Here is a 16514-nt window from a genome sequence, read left to right as displayed (position 1 = left end):
CCTGTTGTCGCTCATGGGCGTTGCGTCGGTCCACCACCACGCGCGCGTAGCGGCCGGTTCCCCCGTCCCCGTGCGTCGGCCCTCACGCCCCCGCGCCTGGGCCGGGTCCCGTCCCTCGGCCGAACCGTTCCGCGCCCTGCACCATCAGCACCCCGATGCCCAGCACCAGCCACACCAGGCCCACCACCTGCGCCGTGTGCGTCGCCTCCCACATCACGGCCACGATCACCGCGCCGCCGCACAGCGGCAGGACCACATGGGCGAGCCAACGGGGCTCGCCGTCGCGGCGGCGCACCGCGTACCAGCCGATCACCGACGCGTGCAGCAGCAGGAACGCCGTCAGGGCGCCCATGTCGACCACCGACACCAAGTGGTCCATCCCGTCGTCGCGGCGGGCCGCCCAGACCGCCGCCACCAGCGTCACCACGGCGGCCACCAGCAGGGCCGCGCGCGGCACGCCGGAGTCCGTACGGGCCAGCGCCTTCGGCAGCCGCCGCTCGCGGGCCATGGCGAACACCAGCCGCCCGGCCGCCGCCTGCCCGGCCAGCGCCGCGAACGCCGCCCCGATCGCCTTGCTGACCGCCACCAGATCGTGCAGCCAGTCGCCCACGGACACCTCGACCGCGTCGTAGAAGGCCGAGCCCTGCTTGCCGGGCTCGGCGGCCAGCGCGGCCGACGACGACGGTGTGAGCAGCGCCGCCAGATACGTCTGCGCCACGAACAGCACGCCCGCGAGCGCCAGACAGAGCAGCACCGCGCGCGCGACCTTGGCGCTGCCCCCGGTCACCTCCTCCGCGAAGGTGGCGATCGCGTCGAAGCCCAGGTACGAGAGCACGGCCACCGACACCGCGCCGAGCACCGCCGACATGGAGAAGCCCACGTCCCCGGCCAGCGGCGACAGCCAGTCGCGCCGCGCCCCGTCCTGTACGAGGACGACCACCGCCGAGACCACGAACACCAGCAGTACGGCGATCTCCATGGCGAGGACCGCGAAGCCGACCCGTGCCGCCGCCCGTACGCCCCAGAGGTTGAGCGCGGTGGTGATCACCACCGCCAGCGCGGTCCACACCCAGCGGGAGACGGACGGGACCAGGGAGTTCATCGCGATCCCGGAGAACAGATAGGCGACCGCCGGGATCAGCAGGTAGTCGAGCATCGCCATCCACCCGGCGACGAACCCGGCGCCCTCGCCGAGCCCCGCGCGCGCGTACGCGAAGACCGAGCCCGCCTGCGGGGCGACCCGCACCATCTGGGCGTAGCTGAACGCGGTGAACGCCATCGCGACCGTCGAGACGAGGTAGACGAGGGCCACCGCGCCGTGCGACTTCGCATCGAGCGTGCCGAAGATGCCGACGGGCGCCATGGGGGCGATGAACAGCAGCCCGTAGACGACCAGGTCGCGGAATCCGAGGCTGCGCCGCAGCCCCTCGTGCGGCGCCGACCGCTCGCTCTCCTCGTTCTGCACGCTCATGCGGCCAGTCTGGTGGGCCCGACGATCTTTGGCCTTCCGGAGCGGGCAAGCGGGCGCCGGACGGGCGCGGGTGAGCGGGGAGGGCGGGCGCGGGCGAACGGCAGGGTGAGCGGGAGGGCGAGCGGAGAGGACGGGCGCGCGGGCGGGGCGCGCGGCCGGGCGGGGCGCGCCGGGCCGACACGGGGGTGTCGCACCCCGGCCGTACCATGGACCGCATGACTGCTACGCCTGCCCGCCGTGTCCTGCTCGCCGCGCCCCGTGGCTACTGCGCGGGCGTGGACCGCGCCGTGATCGCCGTCGAGAAGGCCCTGGAGCAGTACGGGTCGCCGATCTACGTACGCCACGAGATCGTCCACAACAAGTACGTCGTGCAGACCCTGGAGAAGAAGGGCGCGATCTTCGTCGACGCGACGGCGGAGGTCCCCGAGGGCTCCATCGTGATGTTCTCGGCGCACGGCGTGGCGCCGACGGTCCACGAGGAGGCGGCGGAGCGGGGGCTCGCCACCATCGACGCGACCTGCCCGCTGGTCACCAAGGTCCACAAGGAAGCCGTCCGCTTCGCCAATGAGGACTACGACATCCTGCTGATCGGCCACGAGGGCCACGAGGAGGTCATCGGCACCTCCGGCGAGGCCCCCGACCACATCACGCTGGTCGACGGCCCCGAGGACGTGGCGGGCGTCGAGGTCCGCGACGAGTCGAAGGTCGTCTGGCTCTCCCAGACCACCCTCTCGGTCGACGAGACCATGGAGACGGTGGACGCGCTGAAGCAGAAGTTCCCGCTGCTGATCTCCCCGCCCAGCGACGACATCTGCTACGCCACGCAGAACCGCCAGACCGCGGTGAAGCAGATGGGCGCCGACGCCGACCTGGTTATCGTCGTCGGCTCCAAGAACTCCTCGAACTCGGTCCGCCTCGTCGAGGTCGCCCTCGGCGCGGGCGCGCGCGACGCCCACCTGGTGGACTTCGCGGACGAGATCGACGAGGCATGGCTGGAGGGGGTCACCACGGTCGGCCTCACCTCCGGCGCGTCCGTCCCCGAGGTCCTGGTCGAGGGCGTCCTGGAGTGGCTCGCCCAGCGCGGGTTCGAGGACGTGGAGATCGTCAAGGCGGCCGAGGAGTCGATCACGTTCTCGCTGCCGAAGGAGCTGCGCCGCGACCTGCGCGCGGAGGCGGCGCGGCTGTCGGGCGGGTCCGCGCAGTAGCGGACCGGCCCGGCCCGATCCGGCCCGGGAGGCGGGCGGAGCACGGGGACCGCTGGTCAGGGCGTTCCCCGGGTGACTGTCAGTGCCCGCCCGTAACGTGGTGTCCATGAACGTCTTCGGAGTGGACATCGGCGGGTCGGGGATCAAGGGTGCTCCCGTGGACCTGGAGCGCGGAGACCTCGCCCTGGAGCGGCACAAGGTGCTGACCCCGCACCCCGCGACGCCCGAGGCGGTGGCGGGCGGCGTCGCGGAGGTCGTCGCCAACTTCGGCTGGACGGGCCCGGTCGGGATCACCTTCCCCGGCGTGGTCACGGGCAACACGATCAGAACCGCGGCCAACGTCTCGGACGAGTGGATAGGCGTGGACGGCGCCCGCCTGCTCGGCGACCGCCTGGGCGGCCTGCCGGTGACGGTGATGAACGACGCGGACGCGGCGGGCGTGGCCGAGATGCACTTCGGCGCGGGCCGGGGCCGCAAGGGCACGGTGATCCTGCTGACGTTCGGCACGGGCATCGGCAGCGCCCTCTTCCTCGACGGCGGCCTGGTGCCCAACACGGAACTGGGCCACCTGGAGCTGAACGGGCACGACGCGGAGAAGCGCGCGTCGACGAAGGCCAAGGAGGACGAGGACCTGACCTGGGAGCACTGGGCCCGCCGGGTGAAGAAGTACCTCGCGCACGTCGAGATGCTCTTCTCCCCGGAGCTGTTCATCATCGGCGGCGGCGTCAGCCGCAAGGCGGCGAAGTTCCTGCCCCTGATCGAGGGCATCCGGGCGGAGATCGTCCCGGCGCAGCTGCAGAACAACGCGGGAATCGTGGGAGCGGCGATGACGGCGGCGCGGCGGTAGGGGGCGGGGGCCCGGACGGAGAGTGCGGCGCTCCGGCGCTCAGCCGGGGCCGGCGAGCCCCGCCCCGCCGGGACTGAACCAGGCGGCCCCGCCCGCCGGTGAGCCAGGCCAAGTCCCCGCCCCGCGCGTACTCAGCCGGGTCGAGCTCCTGCCCGCCGGTACACCTCAGAGGGGCCGGGCTGGAACGGTGTTCGGGGGGTACGCCGACGGGGGGCGCAGGCTTCCAGCCGTACGGGGGGCGGTCGGGGCCAGGAGCGCGCCGCGGGGGGTGTCCGCTTCCCGTTCCTGCATACGGGGGGGCTGGCCGGTGGTTTCCTGCCCGAGCCGTCCCCGCTTCCCGTTCCTGCGTACGGGGGCTGGGCCGGGCGGCCAGGCACGCGTCGGAGGGAGGGCTGGCCGTGTGGCGGCGGGCTGGGCGCTGAGCCGGGCCGGGGCACCCGCTCTCCGCCCGTACGGGCCGGGTGGGCTACCGGCGGGGCGGGACGGCGGGCCGGTTGCGTCGTCGGCCCATCAGCCGGACCTTGCGCACGCTCGCGATCACCCCGGCCACCAGCGTGCCGCCGTACAGCCAGCCCGCGTGCAGGGCGAGGGCGGTGACCACGGCCATGGCCTGACCGCCGAGGCCGCCGCTGCCGTCCGCGATCGGGACGATGCCGAAGGCGAAGGCGATCGGCACGCTGATGGGTGCGCTGACCAGGTCGGCGGGGCGCACCCAGAGCGCCGTCACCGCGCTGACCGGCAGGAACAGCACGCCGTACACGGCGGGTGAGCCGTCGAAGAGCAGCCAGTCGAGACAGCCGACCAGGAACATCAGGGCAGCGGCGAAGAGCCCGCCGCCCAGCCCGGTGAGCCGGGGCTGCGGCAGCCTGCGCAGGGCCAGCGCGAACGGCGGGGCGGGCTTCGCCGCCACCCGGTACACGGCGGACGCCTCCCCGGCGGCCTGCGGCCCGAGCGGAGGCCGCCCGGGGGTGCGCCCGGCCGGGCGCCGCTCGGCGGGGTCACCGGCCGTCCGTGCTCGCTGTCCGTGCTGCGGGGTGCGCGTCCTGTATTGCTCCACCGGACCAACGTAGGTCGCAACAGGGGAGTAACCACTCATGGGACACGCCCTTTGGGTGAGCTTGGCGTTGCGTTCGACGCGAAACCGCCCCCGGAGGCGGTATGGGCGGTGCCGGGCCCGACCCGGCGGCGGCCGTCGCTGACGGCGCGGCACGCCCGTAAACTGGTGAGTCGGCCCCCATCCGCGGGGGCGTCGGCCCCCGGCCCGGGGGCGGACGGACCATCACCCTCGTACCGGGAAGTCGCCAACGTGTCGCTCACGATCGGAATCGTCGGTCTGCCGAATGTCGGCAAGTCGACCCTGTTCAACGCCCTGACCAAGAACGACGTGCTGGCGGCCAACTACCCGTTCGCCACCATCGAGCCGAACGTCGGCGTCGTCGGCGTCCCCGACCCGCGCCTCGACAAGCTCGCGGAGGTCTTCTCCTCGCAGCGCGTGCTGCCCGCCACGGTCGACTTCGTCGACATCGCCGGCATCGTGCGCGGCGCGAGCGAGGGCGAGGGCCTGGGCAACAAGTTCCTCGCGAACATCCGCGAGTCGGACGCGATCTGCCAGGTCATCCGCGCCTTCAAGGACGAGAACGTCGTCCACGTCGACGGCAAGGTGTCCCCGAAGGACGACATCGAGACGATCAACACCGAGCTGATCCTCGCCGACCTCCAGACCATCGAGAAGGTCCTGCCGCGCCTCCAGAAGGAGTCCCGGATCAAGAAGGACGTCGCCCCGAAGGTGGCGGCGGTCGAGGCGGCCAAGGAGATCCTGGAGAAGGGCGACACGCTCTTCTCGGCCGGGATCCTCCAGGGCTCGGAGAAGGCGGAGCTCCTCCACGACCTGCACCTCCTCACGACGAAGCCGTTCCTCTACGTCTTCAACGTCGACGAGGACGAGCTCACCGACGACGCCTTCAAGGCCGAGCAGCGCGCGCTGGTCGCCCCGGCCGAGGCGATCTTCCTCAACGCCAAGCTGGAGCAGGACCTGGCCGAGCTCGACGAGGCGGACGCGCTGGAGCTCCTCCAGTCCGTCGGCGCCGAGGAGCCGGGCCTGGCCACCCTCGCCCGCGTCGGCTTCGACACCCTGGGCCTCCAGACGTACCTGACGGCAGGCCCGAAGGAAGCCCGCGCCTGGACGATCAAGAAGGGCGCCACGGCCCCCGAGGCGGCCGGTGTCATCCACACCGACTTCCAGAAGGGCTTCATCAAGGCGGAGGTCATCTCCTTCCACGACCTGGTGGAAACCGGCTCGGTCGCCGAGGCCCGCGCGAAGGGCAAGGCGCGCATGGAGGGCAAGGAGTATGTGATGCAGGACGGGGACGTGGTGGAGTTCCGGTTCAACGTGTAGTCGTACGCGAACTTCACGTGAGGCATTGAGTCAAACGTGCAAGTCAGAAGGGGTCGGGCTCTGTCGAGTCCGGCCCCTTCGTCGTCGCCGTGCTGGATGGGTGCTGGATGTTCTGACGCGCGGTCAGAGGTGATCGGGTGTCGTAAACGGTGGATCGGTGTCCCACGTGAACGACCCAGACCACCAGTTCCCCGTTGTCGAGCGTGTAGACGACGCGGTAGTCGCCGACACGCAGTCGGCGGCGGTCCGGCTGGGACACGAGTGCGGTGGTGTTGAAGCCGAGTGGGTCGGATTCCAGCTCGGTCAGCTTCGCCAGGATGCGCAGGGCCATGTCGCGGAGGATCTTGCGAAGCTCGGCCTGCGCCTCGGGTCGGAAGACGGTCCTGTACTCACTCACCGCGCGCCAGCGTCTCCCTCATGATGTCCTCGATCGGGATGCCGGGCGCCGGGTTGGCCATGCGCTCGTCGATGATCCGATTGATTTCGCGCTCCTCCCACTCCTGGTACTTGCGCAGGACTTCGATGGAGACGACGGCGGCGACCTCCTTGCCCCGGCGCGTGATCACCGTGGGTACGTCGTCGCGATCGGCGCGCTCCACCACCTCGGCGAGGTGGGCACGCACGTCTCGGATGGACTCTATGGGGAGAGGCTGCGTCATGCGCTCAAAGGTACCGAGTGTCTCATGTGTACACAATGTGTCGTGGGCGGCGGGCGTTCGTTGGCTCGTGTGTGTCGGATGTACTGGGTGAACTCGCACTGTGCTGGACCGGTGCTGGATAAGGGCTCCAAAAGAGGTCAGCAGAGTGACGACGCTCACGGAGGCGGCCTTCCGTCGCCGGGCGCGGAGCGGTGCACGGGACGTGGAGACGGAGGGCAGGGACCCCTTCGGGTTCGAACAAGGGTTTGGTGATCCGGCCCGGCCGCCCAGCCCCGCACGCCCACCACCCGCCCCGGTAGGGTGAAGGTCCGTGATCGAATACGGGATTCCCTCTCAGCCCTTGCGGATAGCCGCCGCCCAGGCCCACGTCGTCGCCGGTGATGTCACCGCCAACGCCGCCACCGCCGCCCGTCTGGTGCGGGCCGCCGGAGCGGGTGGTGCGCAAGTCGTCGTCCTCGCCGAGAAGTTCCTGAGCGGGTACGAGCCCGAGCTCATCCGGGCCGACCCCGAGCGGTGCGCCGTGAACGGGCTCGCCGACCCCCGCCTCGCGCCCGTCGTGGCCGCCTGCCGGGAGAGCGGTGTGGTCGCGATCGTCGGCGCCGCCGTCCACGACGGCGGCGAACTGTACGTGTCCGCCCTCGTGATCGACGGCTCCGGCGTCCGTGCCCGCTACGACAAGCAGACACTGTTCAAGGCCGAGCGGGACGTGTACCGGCCGGGCTCCACCGGGCTCACCCTCGAAGTGGGGGAGTGGCGCCTCGGCCTCGGCGTCTGTTACGACTCCGGCTTCCCCGAGCACGCGCGCGCCGCGGCGCTCGACGGATGCCACGCGTACGTCGTGGGGGCGCTGTTCGGCGTCGGGGGCGGCCACCACGAGTCACGCGTCTGGTTCCCCGCGCGCGCCTTCGACAACACGGTGTACGCGGTGCTCGCCAACCACATTGGTACGACCGGCGGTTGGGAGACCTGCGGCAACAGCGCCGTGTGGGGCCCCGACGGCCGCATCGTGGCCGAGGCGGGCCCCCACGACGAGGAGATCGTCCACGCCGAACTCTCCCCGGACGCCCTCCGCACCCTCCGCGAAGCCGAGCCCATGCTGCGGGACCTGCGAGAGATGCGGGAGATGAGAGGGGTGAGGGGGGTGGGAGCGGCGGAGGATGCCGGGGAGTCCGGCGGCGCGGCTGGCTCGCGCGATCCATGGGCCGGGCCGCGCCACCTCGTACGCGTCGACCTGCCCGTCCCGCACGCCCCGGCCGGCTGAGCCGAGCCCCGTCCCGCACCCCTCGCTCGGCTGCGCCGAGTCCTGTCCGGTGCGCCCTCGGCCGGCTGAGCCGAACCCCGTTCCTGTACGCCTCGGCCGGCCGAGCCGAACCCTGTCCCGTACGCCTCGGCCGGCTGAGCCGGACCCCGTTCCCGCACGCCCCGGCCGGCTGAGCCGAGCCGAACCCCGTCCCGCACGCCTCGCTCGGCTGAGCCGAACCCCCTCCCATACGGCCTCACCCAGCTGAACAGCCCCCCCGCCCCCTACACCCCCGCCGCCACCCCCGTCTTCAGCCCCGCCCCGCACAGCGGTACCACCGTGCTGCGGTCGGTCAGGGGTGGTGGGGTGGCGGTGACCGCTGCCCAGCAGGCCGCCGCCGTCGACTCGACGAACAGGCCGCGTCCGGCGAGGTCCAGCTGGGCCGCGCGGATCTGGTCCTCGTTCACCGTCAGGAACGTGCCGCCCGACTCCCGTACCGCACGCAGGATCTGGCGCGCCCGGGGCGGCGCGGTGATCGCGATCCCCTCCGCCAGCGTCTCGGCCGCGGGCACCTCCGCCGCGTCCTCCGCCCCCGCCCGGAACGCCCGCGCCAGCGGTGACACCGCCTCCGCCTGCACCGCTACCAGGGCGGGGCGCTCGGGGATCAGGCCGTGGGCGTACAGCTCGGCCGTGGCCAGCGCGGCGCCGAGCAGCAGGGTGCCGTTGCCGACCGGCACCACGATCGCCTCGGGCAGCCGCCCGCCCAGCTCCTCCCACAGTTCGTACACGTACGTCTTGGTGCCGTGCAGGAAGTACGGGTTGAAGACGTGCGAGGCGTAGAACGTGCCCGGGGTGTCCGCCGCCCGCCGGGCCGCCCGTGCCGTGGCCTCGCGGTCGCCGGGGACCCGCTCGACCCGGGCCCCGTGCGCCGCGATCTGCTCGACCTTCTTCGGCGAGGTCGACTCCGGCACGTACACCGTGCAGGGCAGCTGGGCCCGGGCGAGGTAGGCGGCCACGGAGGTGCCCGCGTTGCCGCTGCTGTCCGCGACCACCCGCTCGGGCGCCAGCCGCCGGGCCAGCTCGGCGAGCAGCACCGCGCCCCGGTCCTTGAACGACAGCGTCGGCATCAGGAAGTCCAGCTTGGCCGTGACGGTGTCGGTGAGCGGCACCAGCGGGGTGCGGCCCTCGCCCAGGGTGACGGGCGGCGGCCCGGCGAGCGGCAGCGCCTCCGCGTAGCGCCAGAGCGAGCCGACCCGTCCGGCGAGCGCCGACGCCCGGACCGCCCCGGCCGTGAAGTCCAGGTCCCAGGGGCCCCGGCAGACGGGGCAGCACCAGGGCGCGTCCGCCTCGACGGGCACCCGGGTGCCGTCCAGCGGGCAGCGGTAGGAGGGGTGGGAGTCCGGGGCGCCCGGGGTTCCGGGGGCGCCGGGGCGGTCGAGGCCCTGTGGACCCGGGCTCTCCGTCGGCGGCCTGTCCGCATGCGGCCTGTTCGCACGTGTCATACGGCGACCCTAATTCGTCCGTCCCCATGGAAGATCGACTCCGCACCCCCTCCAGAGCCCCTCCTCCACGGGGGAACCAGGTCCGCTCCTCCATGCCGGAAATCGACGGAGGGAAAGGATCCGCTTCGGCGGTCGCGGCCCTCATGGTCCCGCGTACGATTCGCGCAGCAGTTCGCTGACCTCGACGAGGAGCCCTCACCCGTGGACATACCGCCGCCGCCCGCGCCCGAGCCGCCGCCGGGCCAGGGCCACGGTCCCGGCTGGCCGCCCCCGTACCCGGTGCCGCAGCAGCCCTGGTACCCGTATCCGCAGCCGTTCCAGGAGCCCGCCAAGACCAGTGGTCTGGCGATCGCCTCGCTGGTCACGGGGATCGTCTGCTGTGTGCCGCCACTCGGTCTGGTGCTGGGCGGCTTCGCCCTCGCGCAGATCCGCAAGAAGGGGCTGCGCGGCAAGGGCATGGCGATCACGGGTGTGGTGCTCTCCTCGATCGCCACGGTCCTGGCGCTCGTCCTGGCGGTCAGCGGCGGGTTCGGAGCGTTCTGGGACGGGTTCCGCGAGGGCATCGACGACGCCAAGAGCCGGCGCAGCACCATGGACCTGCGCAAGGGCGACTGCTTCGTGGTCCCCGGCGGCGAGCTGGAGCGCGAGGTCGTCAAGGTGAACGTCGTCCCCTGCGCCGAACCGCACGACGGCGAGGTCTCCGGCTCCTTCAAGCTGGACGGCTCCGCGTTCCCCGGCGAACAGCGGATGACCGCGCTCGCGGACCAGAAGTGCTGGGCCGTCGAGCAGGAGTACGCGATGGACAGCTGGGCCCTGCCGGTGGAGGCCGAGTCGTACTACTACACGCCGAGCCAGCAGAGCTGGAAGGTCGGCGACCACTCGGTGACCTGCGCGTTCGCCACGACGAGCGGCAAGCTGAAGGGGTCCGTGCGCAATGACGCCCGCCGGCTCGACCCCGACCAGATGACCTATCTGCGCGCCGCCAACGCCTACGACCGGGTGCTCGCGGCCGGGCCCGACCAGGACCGCGTCGAGGACGATCTGGACGGGTTCAAGAAGTGGGCCGGGCAGGTGTCCGAGGTGCTGACGCAGGAGGGCACCCGGCTGCGCGGACGCAGCTGGCCCAGCACCGCACAGGACCCGGTGGACGCCCGCCTCAAGGAGGTCGACCTGGCGCAGAAGGAGTGGGCGAAGGCCGCGGTGGCCGCCGACGCGGACGCCTTCTACCTGCACTCGGGCGCGGCGGACCGCGCCCTGCGCCAGGCCACGGAGGTCGCGGCCCGGGCCGCCCTGCACCTGGCGACCACCCCGCCCGCCACCGACTCCGGCGGCAGCAGCAGCGGTGGCGCCGACGGCGGGTCGTCGGGCGGCACCGACAGCGAGGAAACCGACGGCGGCAGCGGAAGCGGTACGGAGGTCTGAGGCCCCCTCGCCCCGAGGGGCGGAGGTCTGAGGCCCCCTCGCCCCGCCCGGGCGGAAGTGAGGCTGTCACCACGACCACGACCACGACGACAGCCCCAACCCGTATCTGAAGCGGAACCACAGCCAGTACCAGTACCAGCGCCAGAATCGGAATGCCTGGTTCCAGTAAGGTCCCCGCCGGGTAGATCCGAGGCGGCGGACCGTGGGCGGCGGCGGTCCGGGCGTCGTGCGGGCCGTGCGGGCGGCGCGCGGGGGCGTACGGACGATTCTTCCCCCGCCGTACCCGGGGTATGCGCAGGACACGGGCCGGTCATCACATCGGGTGAAACCCTGGCCTTGGCTTGCGGCGCACAACCCACGGTTGCCACGCTGTTGCAGTCTGTCAACCTGATGGGAGTGGCCAGTGACTTTCGGTGAGCAGCCGGCTTATCTGCGCGTAGCCAGCGATCTCCGGCAGAAGATCGTCAGTGGCTCACTGCCGCCGCACACCCGCCTCCCCTCCCAGGCCCGCATCCGCGAGGAGTACGGGGTGTCGGACACCGTCGCCCTGGAGGCCCGCAAGGTCCTGATGGCCGAGGGGCTGGTCGAGGGCCGCTCGGGTTCGGGCACGTACGTGAAGGAGCGGCCGGTGCCGCGCCGGGTGGCCCGCTCCGGGTTCCGGCCGGCCAGGGGTGCCAGCCCGTTCCGCCAGGAGCAGGCCGAGGACGGCACCCGGGGCACCTGGGAGTCGAGCAGCGAGCAGGACGAGGCGTCCGCCGAGATCGCCAAGCGGCTCGGCATCCACCCCGGCGACCGCGTGATGCGCACCCGGTACGTGTACCGGGACTCGGGCGAGCAGATGATGCTCTCCACCTCCTGGGAGCCCCTGGAAGTCACCGGGCGCACGCCCGTGATGCTGCCGGAGGAAGGGCCGCTCGGGGGATGCGGGGTCGTCGAGCGGATGGCCGCCATCGACGTCGTCGTGGACAACGTGGTGGAGGAGGTCGGCGCCCGCCCCGGACTCGCCGAGGAGCTGCTGGCGCTGGGCGGGGTGCCGGGCCATGTGGTGCTCGTCATCGAGCGTACGTACTACGCGTCGGGGCGCGCGGTGGAGACGGCCGACGTCGTGGTTCCCGCCGACCGCTATCGGATCGCCTACCACCTGCCGGTGAAGTAGGGATGCCGAGGTGACAGCTTTGGGATGACAGCTTTGAGATGACCACTATGGGCTGACACACGGTCAACTCCTGCCACGGGGGCGCACTCGTATGAGTGCGCCCCCGTCATCTTGCCCTCCTGTGGCCGGATCCGTATCTCTTCGTGTAAGCGCGGATCCGCTGAGTGAAGGTCAGGCGTAGGCTCGGGCATATGCGCAATGCGGTTTCCTGGGGATCTTTGCCGACCTGCACGCCGACAGCGGGAGGGGCGCAATGAACGACGGTGGCATGGTGCTTGCCTGGCAGGTCATACGTCAGGACGACAACGGCAACCGCTACCGCGTCGGCAGGTACGCCACCCGGGCCGAGGCACAGAAGATCGTCGACAGCCTCGACGACCAGGGGCACCGGCTCTACTGGGTGGAGCGCGTCGCACAGCCGGCGCAGTAGCGGCGCGCGCCCGGCCGGGTGCCGACGACGGCGCCGCACCGGGGCGTACGAGGGCGAGGAGCGGGAGGCGGGCCCGGTGGCCGCCCGGTCGGCCGGGCCCGCCACGGCCGGGTTACGCTCCGGCGCATGGACGATCGCGTGGTGGTGGCCGGAGCCGTCTACGACCGGGGCAGGCTGCTGGCCGCACGCCGCAGCGCCCCGCCGGAGCTGGCCGGGCGCTGGGAACTGCCCGGCGGCAAGGTCGAGCCGGGCGAGCGGCCCCGGGACGCGCTGGTGCGCGAGCTGCGCGAGGAACTGGGCGTGGAGACCGAACCGCTCGCGCGCATCGCGGGGGAGTGGCCGCTCAAGCCGGGGTACGTGCTGTGGGTGTGGACCGCCCGGCTGCTCTCCGGCGAACCCCGCCCCCTGGAGGACCACGACGCCCTGCGCTGGCTCGCACCGGACGAGGTGGACCAGGTCGACTGGCTCCCCCAGGACCGTCCGGCGGTCGCGGAGGCGGCCCGCATCCTGGCCGCCGACACCCTGACGGCGGGCGGCACCGACAGCGCTCGCTGAGCGGGCCGGGGCTGTGCGGGAGCCGCTGGATGTGGTCCGCTGGGTGAGGGGCGCGGTGGGTGTGGCCCCGGGGATGGGGGGCCCGCTGGACGTGGCCCGTTGGTGGACGTGGCCCGGTTGTGGGCACGGCCCGCCGGGTGAGGGGCGCGGTGCGCGAGGGCGCCTCAGCCGTGCCGGTGGCCGTGGCCGTGTCCGTGGCGGCGGTGGCTGTGGCCATGGCGTGGTCGTGGGCGGCCCGGGGCGCCGACTGGCCCGCCCCATCACCCCCTTCCGCCTCTACGCCGTTCGTGCCACCACGTGCCCCACCAGGGGATAGCTGGCGGCAAATATCGGGTATGTGGCTATTAATCCATCCAAACCCCCCGAAGAGTCGGATGCGGGTGAGCGGCGTGATCGACACCTCTGGCGGCTGTGCCGAGTGGACCTTCCCGGCAGAGGCCAACGCCGTACGCACCGCGCGGCACGCCGTCAGGGACACCCTGCGCGGCTGGGCACTGGACCCGGCCGTCAGCGATGTGGCGGTGCTCCTGGTCAGTGAGCTCGTGACCAATTCCCTGCGGTACGCCTCGGGGCCGATCGGGGTCCGGATGGTCCGCCCGGACCCCGGCGCCCTGCTGGTGGAGGTCTCCGACCCGCTGCCCCAGGAACCGGTGGAACGGGACGCCGGACCGGACGACGAGGGCGGCCGGGGACTCCAGTTGGTGGCTTGTTCTGCTCGGCGCTGGGGGACCCGGCGCGGCAGGACGGGCAAGACCGTGTGGTTCGAGCTGGCCCTGCCTGGTTAGAAGGAGGGTGGGACGGACGATCACAGCCCCGGTGGACCCCGGGGCCGTCAGACGGCCGGAAAAGAACGAGACCGGGATGTGATCGTGAACGCCGTGCCGGTGGGGGCCGTAGTACTGAATACTGCGGTCAAGGCCGGTCCGGTGCGGTGAGCTGGAGGGGACGGTCGCGTGAGCGAGATACCTGAGACGGCTGGCGGTGTCGTGTGGCAGAGCAGCCCGCCTGGCTCGATCTATGACTACATCAGGGTCGCCTCGTTCTCGATCGGGCCCGACGGGCTGATCGAGCAGTGGAGCCTGCGGGCCGAGGAGCAGTTCGGGCTGACCGCCCGCGAAGTCGTGGGAACCGACCCGGTCGACGCCTTCATGCCCCCTGAGCTGCGCTCCCAAGGTCACCGACGGGTCGCCGAGATCCTGGACGGGCGGGAGTGGACCGGCCTCGTACCGTTCCGCATGCCCGAGCAGGAGGGGCGGCACGGGCTCGCCGAGCTGTATGTGATGCCGAGCGAGACGGCGACCGGGGAGCGCGGTGCGCTCTGTATCGTCGTCGATGTCCGGGCACTGCGCGGCATAGAGACCGACCTGGCCGCCTCGCAGGCGATTTTCGGTCAATCTCCCTTCGGGTTCCTGCTGTTCGGCACCGACCTCACGGTCCTGCGCGCCAACCGGCGGTTCGCCACCGTCTTCGGCGGGGAACCGGCTGAGCACCGGGGCCGCACCGTCCACGACTACCTCGCGGGCGGCGAGGCCGACCGGATGGCCGCCGCCCTCCAGCGCGTCCTCGACACCGGCGAGGCCGTCACCGACTTCCAGCTCGTCGGCAGCGCGCCGGGCGACCCCGCCCGCAGGCACTGGTCGATCAACCTCTACCGGGTGCACAGCGGCACCGGACGGCCGATCGGCGTCGCCAGCCTCGGCATCGATGTGACCCGCCGTCACAACGCGGCCCGCGAGGCCGCCGATGCCCGCCGCAACCTCGCCCTCCTCAACGAGGCCGGCAGCCGGATCGGCAACTCCCTCGACCTGGAGACCACCGCCCGCGAACTCCTCGACGTCGCGGTCCCCGGCTTCTGCGACCTCGCCTCCGTCGACCTCTACCAGGCGCTGCTCGCGGGCGACGACGCCATCCAGAACCGCGCCGACGGCAGCGCCGAGCTCCGCCGCGTCGCCTTCGCCAGCGCCGTCGCGGACGCGCCGCTCACCCTCACCGGGGCCACCGCCCCGGCCGCGTCCGTCTCGGTGGGGGACGTGCACCGCTACCCCTTCCACTCGCCCTGCGCCGACGCCCTGCGCACCGGCCGCTCACGCGCCGTACCGGGCGACGAGGGCAGCCTGGTGCACACCACGCTCGCCGTCCCGATGGTGGCCCACGACACCGTCGTCGGCCTGGTCCAGTTCTCCCGCGCCAAGGGCAGCGAACCCTTCGGCGAGCGCGACCGCGCCCTCGCCACCGAACTCGCCTCCCGCGCCGCCGTCTGCATCGACAACGCCCGCCTGTACCGGAGGGAGCACGAACGCGCGCTGATACTGCAGCGCTCCCTGCTCCCGCCCGGCGACCCCGAGGCCGCCGGGCTGGACATCGCCTGCCGCTATCTGCCGGGCAACGCCGCCACCGAGGTCGGCGGCGACTGGTTCGACGTGATCGAACTCCCCGGCCACCGCACCGCCCTGGTCGTCGGCGACGTGATGGGCCGGGGCCTGCGCGCCGCCGTCGCCATGGGCGAGCTGCGCACCGCCGTACGGACCCTGGCCATGCTCGACCTGGAGCCCGCCGAGGTGCTCTCGCACCTGGACGAGATCGCCCGTGGCCTCGGCGACCCCGGCGGCCCCGACCGCGCGGCGGGCCACGTCCGGCGTGGCCGCCCCGGCTCCCGCGCCGCCCACAAGTCCCGCGAGGCCGACCTCTCCGAGGTCTACCTGGCGACCTGTGTGTACGCCGTGTACGACCCGGTGACGCGGCGCTGCTCCATCGCCAACGCCGGCCATCTGCCCCCCGTCCTGGTCGAGCCCGGTGAACCCGCGCTGTTCCTGGACGTGCCGCCCGGCCTGCCGCTGGGCGTCGGCGGCGAGCCGTTCGAGGAGATCGAGGTCGACCTCCCCGAGGGCGCCCTGCTCGCCCTCTACACGGACGGCCTCGTCGAGTCCCGCGACCATCCCCTGGAGGAGGGGCTGCGGGCCTTCCGCAAGGCCATCAGCGACCCGGTGGCCGAGCTGGAGGACGTCTGCGACCAGGTCCTGAACACCCTGGACACCCGCCACGGCGAGGACGACATCGCCCTGCTCATGGCCCGCATCCAGGGCCTGCCCACGGACGCCGTCGGCGACTGGCGGCTGCCCCGCTCACCGCGCTCGGTCGGCCGCGCCCGCGAGCTCGCCCGGGCCCAGCTGGTGGCCTGGGACCTGGAAGACCTGGTGGACACCACCGAACTGCTGGTCAGCGAGCTCGTCACCAACGCCCTGCGGTACGGCGAGGGCGAGGTGCGGCTGCGGCTGCTGCGCGACCGCACGCTGGTGTGCGAGGTGTGGGACGCGGGTCTGGTCCAGCCCAGACGGCGGCGGGCCAGGGACACGGACGAGGGCGGCCGTGGGCTGCAGCTGGTCGGTCTGCTGAGCGCCGGGTGGGGTTCGCGCCGGACGCCGCGCGGCAAGACGGTCTGGTTCGAACTCGCCCTCCCCGACGGCCAGTCCACCCCCGTCGCCGAACTGACGGAGGAGCAACTCCTGAGCATGTTCTGACCGCAGGCCGCACGCCGCACGCCGCACACCTGGAGCGGGCCCGACCTGGTGCGGGCCGCTCCCCGCCCCTGGAGCCCGCCGCACACCGGGAGCGGGCCGCACCCGCACCCGGCC

General features: G+C 72.6%; 14 protein-coding genes and 1 pseudogene. 10 read left to right on the top strand and 5 right to left on the bottom strand.

Going from position 1 to position 16514, the window contains the following annotated elements; translation table 11 throughout:
* Nucleotides 1-82 precede the first annotated feature (82 nt).
* On the bottom strand, nucleotides 83-1471 hold the full coding sequence (locus tag AB5J87_RS12900) for an APC family permease (RefSeq protein ID WP_369376657.1): 1389 nt from the start codon (nucleotides 1469-1471) through the stop codon (nucleotides 83-85).
* Between the two features lie 206 nt (nucleotides 1472-1677).
* Here AB5J87_RS12900 and AB5J87_RS12895 point away from each other — a divergent pair, with 206 nt between their 5' ends.
* Nucleotides 1678-2676, top strand: a complete 999-nt coding sequence (locus AB5J87_RS12895) for a 4-hydroxy-3-methylbut-2-enyl diphosphate reductase (protein WP_369376656.1) — start codon at nucleotides 1678-1680, stop codon at nucleotides 2674-2676.
* A 106-nt stretch (nucleotides 2677-2782) separates the two neighbouring features.
* Nucleotides 2783-3523, top strand: a complete 741-nt coding sequence (ppgK, locus tag AB5J87_RS12890; RefSeq protein ID WP_369376654.1) for a polyphosphate--glucose phosphotransferase — start codon at nucleotides 2783-2785, stop codon at nucleotides 3521-3523.
* 466 nt (nucleotides 3524-3989) lie between these two features.
* Here the strand turns inward: ppgK and AB5J87_RS12885 are convergent, their stop codons facing one another.
* On the bottom strand, nucleotides 3990-4580 hold the full coding sequence (locus AB5J87_RS12885; RefSeq protein ID WP_369376653.1) for a DUF6542 domain-containing protein: 591 nt from the start codon (nucleotides 4578-4580) through the stop codon (nucleotides 3990-3992).
* A 249-nt stretch (nucleotides 4581-4829) separates the two neighbouring features.
* Here AB5J87_RS12885 and ychF point away from each other — a divergent pair, with 249 nt between their 5' ends.
* Entirely contained in the window at nucleotides 4830-5918 is a 1089-nt protein-coding gene (gene ychF, locus AB5J87_RS12880) for a redox-regulated ATPase YchF (protein WP_369376651.1), read from the top strand.
* 136 nt (nucleotides 5919-6054) lie between these two features.
* On the opposite strand, the pseudogene AB5J87_RS12875 reads toward ychF, so the two are convergent.
* A pseudogene (locus AB5J87_RS12875) lies at nucleotides 6055-6315 on the bottom strand (type II toxin-antitoxin system RelE/ParE family toxin); the annotation flags it as partial.
* On the bottom strand, nucleotides 6308-6577 hold the full coding sequence (locus AB5J87_RS12870) for a type II toxin-antitoxin system Phd/YefM family antitoxin (RefSeq protein ID WP_019434848.1): 270 nt from the start codon (nucleotides 6575-6577) through the stop codon (nucleotides 6308-6310). The gene AB5J87_RS12870 and the pseudogene AB5J87_RS12875, both read right to left, overlap by 8 nt.
* Before the next feature lie 310 nt (nucleotides 6578-6887).
* Here AB5J87_RS12870 and AB5J87_RS12865 point away from each other — a divergent pair, with 310 nt between their 5' ends.
* Entirely contained in the window at nucleotides 6888-7838 is a 951-nt protein-coding gene (locus tag AB5J87_RS12865; RefSeq protein ID WP_369376649.1) for a carbon-nitrogen hydrolase family protein, read from the top strand.
* Nucleotides 7839-8101: 263 nt separating this feature from the next.
* Here the strand turns inward: AB5J87_RS12865 and AB5J87_RS12860 are convergent, their stop codons facing one another.
* Nucleotides 8102-9319, bottom strand: a complete 1218-nt coding sequence (locus tag AB5J87_RS12860; protein WP_369376647.1) for a threonine synthase — start codon at nucleotides 9317-9319, stop codon at nucleotides 8102-8104.
* 201 nt (nucleotides 9320-9520) lie between these two features.
* Here AB5J87_RS12860 and AB5J87_RS12855 point away from each other — a divergent pair, with 201 nt between their 5' ends.
* The 6 genes from AB5J87_RS12855 to AB5J87_RS12830 all read left to right on the top strand — a co-directional run bounded on the left by AB5J87_RS12855 (nucleotide 9521) and on the right by AB5J87_RS12830 (nucleotide 16400).
* Nucleotides 9521-10741, top strand: coding sequence for a DUF4190 domain-containing protein (locus AB5J87_RS12855; protein ID WP_369376645.1), 1221 nt, complete (start codon nucleotides 9521-9523; stop codon nucleotides 10739-10741).
* Nucleotides 10742-11144: 403 nt separating this feature from the next.
* Entirely contained in the window at nucleotides 11145-11897 is a 753-nt protein-coding gene (locus tag AB5J87_RS12850) for a GntR family transcriptional regulator (RefSeq protein ID WP_369376643.1), read from the top strand.
* A 253-nt stretch (nucleotides 11898-12150) separates the two neighbouring features.
* Complete coding sequence (locus AB5J87_RS12845) at nucleotides 12151-12327, top strand: SPOR domain-containing protein (RefSeq protein WP_369376641.1); 177 nt, start codon at nucleotides 12151-12153, stop codon at nucleotides 12325-12327.
* Nucleotides 12328-12453: 126 nt separating this feature from the next.
* On the top strand, nucleotides 12454-12882 hold the full coding sequence (locus tag AB5J87_RS12840; RefSeq protein ID WP_369376639.1) for a (deoxy)nucleoside triphosphate pyrophosphohydrolase: 429 nt from the start codon (nucleotides 12454-12456) through the stop codon (nucleotides 12880-12882).
* 380 nt (nucleotides 12883-13262) lie between these two features.
* Nucleotides 13263-13667: an ATP-binding protein gene (locus AB5J87_RS12835; protein ID WP_369376637.1), complete on the top strand. Its 405-nt coding sequence runs from the start codon at nucleotides 13263-13265 to the stop codon at nucleotides 13665-13667.
* Between the two features lie 201 nt (nucleotides 13668-13868).
* Nucleotides 13869-16400: a SpoIIE family protein phosphatase gene (locus AB5J87_RS12830; protein ID WP_369383500.1), complete on the top strand. Its 2532-nt coding sequence runs from the start codon at nucleotides 13869-13871 to the stop codon at nucleotides 16398-16400.
* The last annotated feature ends 114 nt before the right edge of the window (nucleotides 16401-16514 follow it).

It is taken from the genome of Streptomyces sp. cg36 (genome assembly GCF_041080675.1).
Taxonomy (GTDB): Bacteria; Actinomycetota; Actinomycetes; order Streptomycetales; family Streptomycetaceae; genus Streptomyces.
This window is presented reverse-complemented; position numbering and strand designations above follow the sequence as displayed.